This is a genomic window from Kaarinaea lacus, from assembly GCF_975902315.1.
Genome location: NZ_CDLKIE010000298.1, coordinates 1 through 4591 on the forward strand (window position 1 = coordinate 1; position 4591 = coordinate 4591).

Here is a 4591-nt window from a genome sequence, read left to right on the forward strand (position 1 = left end):
CTTTGATGACCGCAGTCCGAATAGCGATGGCCGTATCCATATTACCCGTAAATGAAATGTAACCCACGGCACCGGAGTAAACACCGCGTTTAATGGGCTCCAGTTCATCAATGATTTCCATGGCGCGAATTTTTGGTGCGCCACTGACGGTGCCGGCAGGAAACGTTGCCCGCAATACATCAATAGCGGAATACTCCGGCTTTATTCTTCCCACCACGTTGGACACGATATGCATCACATGGGAATAACGTTCGATGAGCATTTTCTCTGTCAACTTAACACTGCCAATTTCAGCCACTCTTCCCGCATCATTACGCCCCAGATCAATCAACATTAAATGTTCTGCAAGTTCCTTCGGATCAGCGAGCAGGTCTTTTTCCAATTCCAGGTCTTCGGCTTCTGTTTTACCGCGCGGTCGAGTACCGGCAATCGGCCGCACGGTTACTTCTCCATCTTCTGCCCGCACCAGGATCTCCGGCGATGAACCGACGATATGAAACCCGTCGAGGTTGAGGTAATACATATAAGGGGAAGGATTCAGGGTACGCAGCGCGCGGTACAAATCAAGTGGCCGCCCAGCGAAAGGAATCGACAAACGTTGCGACAACACCACCTGCATCACGTCGCCTTCAACAATATATTCCCTGGCACGGCGCACTGCATCTTCAAAACCTTGCTGAGTAAATCCGGATACAAAATCCGACTCTTCTACATGCTGCACATCGTTAGACGAGACAGCGTGACGCACAGGCTTGTCTAACTGAGAAACCAGTTGATCCAGTCGTTGTTGCCCTGAGTCATACGCATCAGCATCTGCGGGATCAACATACACCACGGCGAGCAACTTGCCACGCAGGTTATCAAACACCACCACTTCATCGGATAACATCAACAGAATGTCCGGCGTGTCCAGGGTTTCCGGGTTGGGACATTCCCCCAGTTTTGGCTCGATATAACGCACGGTGTCATAACTGAAATAGCCAACCAGGCCGCCGCAAAAGCGTGGCAGGTTTTCCATTTCCGGAGACTTGAATCCCGCCTGGTATTGCTTGATCCACTCCAGAGGGTCTTCCGTTTCAATCTGATCAAGGACCGACGGTCCTTCACGCAGGGTAATCCGGTAACCATTTACTTCAACGAAGGATTTGCAGGGTAATCCTATGATGGAATAACGGCCCCATTTTTCACCGCCTTGCACCGATTCAAACAAATAAGAATACGGACCATCAGCCAGTTTCAAATAAGTACTCAGGGGGGTATCAAGATCGGCCAGCACTTCCCTGCTCAAAGGAATGCGGTTGTAGCCTTGTGCTGCAAGGGCAGCGAATTGTTGTTTTTCCATGATGGATCACCTAAAAAAATCGACGAACTAATAGAGTGGACGCACAAAAACCAATGGCTAGCCACGCCATCGTTGCGCCATCCCATTGGATAATTGTTCGATTTTTCTAGTGTGATTATGCGGCATGTTTGTGTTGTATTTTTTGAATTCGAGCGAATATTCTATGCGATCTGTCCCGGTTTGGCTATGCCTGCTGTTATAAAATACCTTTCAATTCAGCCATGGAGTCAACCACCAGGTCAGGATCGTAGTTGCGAATATCTTCTCCGTGATTGTAACCATAGCTCATACAGATAATCTGAAATCCTGCAGCGCGTGAAGCTTTCACGTCACTGATTGAGTCGCCAATCATCAGGGCATTCTCCGGTTCGACATTAAAATATTCCGCAGCGTGCAGTAGCGGCATCGGATCCGGTTTTTTCTTCGGCAAAGTATCGCCACAAATGACAATACTAAAATCTTCATGCACACCCAGATCCATTAACAAAGGAATGGTAAACTGAGCTGCTTTATTGGTTACACAACCCAGCTTATAACCCTGCGCTTTAAGATAATCCAAACCTTCGCGAATTCCATCATATAACATACTGCGCTTACTGACGTTGTCAGCATAGAGCTCCATGAAGATAGGGCGCGCTGACTGATACAAATCCTCATCAGGTTCGCCATCCAGCTGGCCAAGCAGTGAGCGTTTCACCAAACGATCAACCCCATTACCAACCCAGTTACGCACTTTATCAACACCGTGAACTGGCATATCCAGTTGTTTCATCATTTCATCAACACAATAGGCCAAATCGGGCACACTATCGACCAGAGTGCCATCAACATCGATCAGGATCATTTGGGGTTTTTTAATGCTCATCGCTCTTAATTCCAAAACTAACGTTCTATTACTAATATTTCAAAAACTTATACTCAAAAGTAAATGGGCGCCATCACAGCGCCCATATTTTAAAAATATATAGCTGTAAATTACTTCTTAGCTGCGGCCAGCTCCGCACGCATTGCATCGATAGTGGCCTTGTAATCGTCTGTGTTGAATATCGCAGAACCGGCAACAAAGGTATCCGCGCCTGCTTCGGCGATTTCGCGAATGTTATCCACCTTCACACCGCCATCGATTTCCAGACGAATGTCATAACCACTCTCATCGATTATTTTTCTGGCTTCACGCAGCTTATCGAGAGTAGCCGGTATAAAACTTTGACCACCAAATCCCGGGTTCACTGACATAAGTAATACCATGTCGACCTTATCCAAAACATATTTCAGGTAATCCAGTGGTGTGGCAGGATTGAATACCAAACCGGACTTACAACCGTTATCGCGGACTAACTGCAGGCTACGATCAATGTGCTCAGAACCTTCCGGATGAAAGGTAATATAGGTAGCCCCGGCCTTGGCGAAATCAGGAATGATGCGGTCAACGGGCTTCACCATCAAGTGCACATCGATGTCTGCTGTAACACCGTGCTTTCTCAACGCTTCGCAAACCAGCGGTCCAATGGTGAGATTAGGCACATAGTGGTTATCCATGACATCAAAATGGACAATATCTGCACCGGAATCCAATACGGTGGTAACTTCCTCTCCCAGGCGTGCAAAATCTGCGGATAAAATTGATGGTGCAATCAAATAATCTGACATATCGAGAGCCTCTTTATCGAACCAATGGCTGGCTTGTTTATAATGGAACCGCGCACTTTACCTGATTAGCGCGTAATTTTCAGCAATGATTCCCGATTAATTGTCTACGGACGTAATATCTGCCCAAATTGAGGTAAAATCACTTGTACAAACAAAATGTTAGTCGCACATTGGGCAAGTTTTTGCTAACTTTAGTAAAACACCATTATCGATATATTGGTGCAACCAGTGGCAAATCTGTAGCAATCACCTAATATCGTCAGGTTTATTACTGAAAAAAGATATTAACCACGAGCAGATGGCATCACTCACGGAGTAATCATTATGATCGCAATCGCATTATCCATTCACATGCTAGCCTCTATTATCTGGGTAGGCGGCATGTTCTTCGCCTACATGTTTCTCCGTCCTGTTGCTGCGGAAATGTTAGAACCACCCGTTCGTCTGCAACTCTGGTCTGCCATTTTCACACGATTTTTTAAATGGGTATGGCCCATTGTTATTCTCTTGCCTGTTACTGGCTATTTAATGATATTTAAAAACTGGGATGGATTTCGTTTTGTGACAATGGATATCCATCTCATGCATGCCATTGGGTTACTGATGGTATTATTGTTCCTGCATGTGTTTTTTGGACCCTACCGCCGTATGAATGAAGCCCTGCGAGACGACAATATCGAAGAAGCTGCTCGACGCCTGGGCCAAATACGCGGGGTGATTGCCATCAATATGACGTTGGGATTGGTAATCGGATTTATAGCGAGCGCAGGACGTTATTGGTAGGAGCTACATTGGGTGGCATTACAGCATTAGCCGGAAGTCTACAGGGTCCTTAAATAGTCAGGACTAGAAATTACGTACTGCACGAATACGTTCATAGGCTAAACGTATTTCACGTGTCTTATCTTCCGCAATTTTCAGCATTTCTTCGGGCAATCCCCGGGCGACCAGCTTGTCAGGATGATTCATACTGGTTAGGCGGCGGTATGCCTGTGTGATTTCGTCATTTGACGCATTCGGCGCCAGATTTAATATTGCGTAAGCATCTTCCACACCACCCGACTCTGCCATTTTTACGACTTTGCCAGTTTTCTTCTCGCGGCTAAAATGCCGCTCAGCACGGATGGTGCTTAGTATTCGATCGAAGTCGGCCCGCGTCATTTCCAGTAAGCGACAGATATTCAACAGGATCTGTTGCTTGGAAGGATTCATTTCCCCATTGTTGAATGCGGCAAATAATTGAATTTCCAGAAACATCTCCAGCAGGTGGTTCTGGAAACGACACACGGTAAAAAACGGCAAGACTACCTGGTTCAGATTGAAATCAGGTTTTTTTCCTTCATTAAACAACGCCAGGGCTTCTCGATGAATATTGTGTGGGAGACTTAGACGATTGATCACTTTATTCAACGCATCATATTCGTCATCATTTTCAGATTTCGCCGCTGCCGATACATATCCCATCACGGAAAATGTCGCCACAAAAAACTCTTTCTGTAAATTACCAAGATCTGCCGGATTAACTTTTGCGAAGTGGGGCCGTTTCAGCATCAGCATGCTTTTATCGACCAGAAAGCCAAGCGCGAGGCCAAATAAGGC

Annotated in this window: 5 protein-coding genes; 1 reads left to right on the forward strand and 4 read right to left on the reverse strand. The window is 46.2% G+C overall.

The features are described from left to right. The 3 genes from trpE to rpe all read right to left on the reverse strand — a co-directional run. The coding region (gene trpE, locus ACWVCM_RS09365) for an anthranilate synthase component I (RefSeq protein ID WP_455201477.1) at positions 1 to 1342 on the reverse strand (1342 nt) is incomplete at its 3' end. 196 nt (positions 1343 to 1538) lie between these two features. Continuing rightward, on the reverse strand, positions 1539 to 2207 hold the full coding sequence (locus ACWVCM_RS09370; RefSeq protein ID WP_455201478.1) for a phosphoglycolate phosphatase: 669 nt from the start codon (positions 2205 to 2207) through the stop codon (positions 1539 to 1541). Between the two features lie 110 nt (positions 2208 to 2317). Further along, on the reverse strand, positions 2318 to 2992 hold the full coding sequence (rpe, locus tag ACWVCM_RS09375; RefSeq protein ID WP_455201479.1) for a ribulose-phosphate 3-epimerase: 675 nt from the start codon (positions 2990 to 2992) through the stop codon (positions 2318 to 2320). A gap of 324 nt (positions 2993 to 3316) precedes the next feature. Here rpe and ACWVCM_RS09380 point away from each other — a divergent pair, with 324 nt between their 5' ends. Then, positions 3317 to 3775 (forward strand): CopD family protein, encoded by a 459-nt coding sequence (locus tag ACWVCM_RS09380; RefSeq protein WP_455201480.1) that lies wholly within the window; start codon positions 3317 to 3319, stop codon positions 3773 to 3775. Between the two features lie 63 nt (positions 3776 to 3838). On the opposite strand, the gene djlA is transcribed toward ACWVCM_RS09380, so the two are convergent. Next, positions 3839 to 4591: co-chaperone DjlA (gene djlA / locus ACWVCM_RS09385; RefSeq protein WP_455201481.1), on the reverse strand; the 753-nt coding region annotated here is incomplete at its 5' end.

Bases quoted from the DNA above. Each gene is read 5' to 3' on its own strand.
- ACWVCM_RS09370 (WP_455201478.1), bottom strand. From the start codon at position 2,207: ATGAGCATTAAAAAACCCCAAATGATCCTGATCGATGTTGATGGCACT.
- rpe (WP_455201479.1), bottom strand. From the start codon at position 2,992: ATGTCAGATTATTTGATTGCACCATCAATTTTATCCGCAGATTTTGCA.
- ACWVCM_RS09380 (WP_455201480.1), top strand. From the start codon at position 3,317: ATGATCGCAATCGCATTATCCATTCACATGCTAGCCTCTATTATCTGG.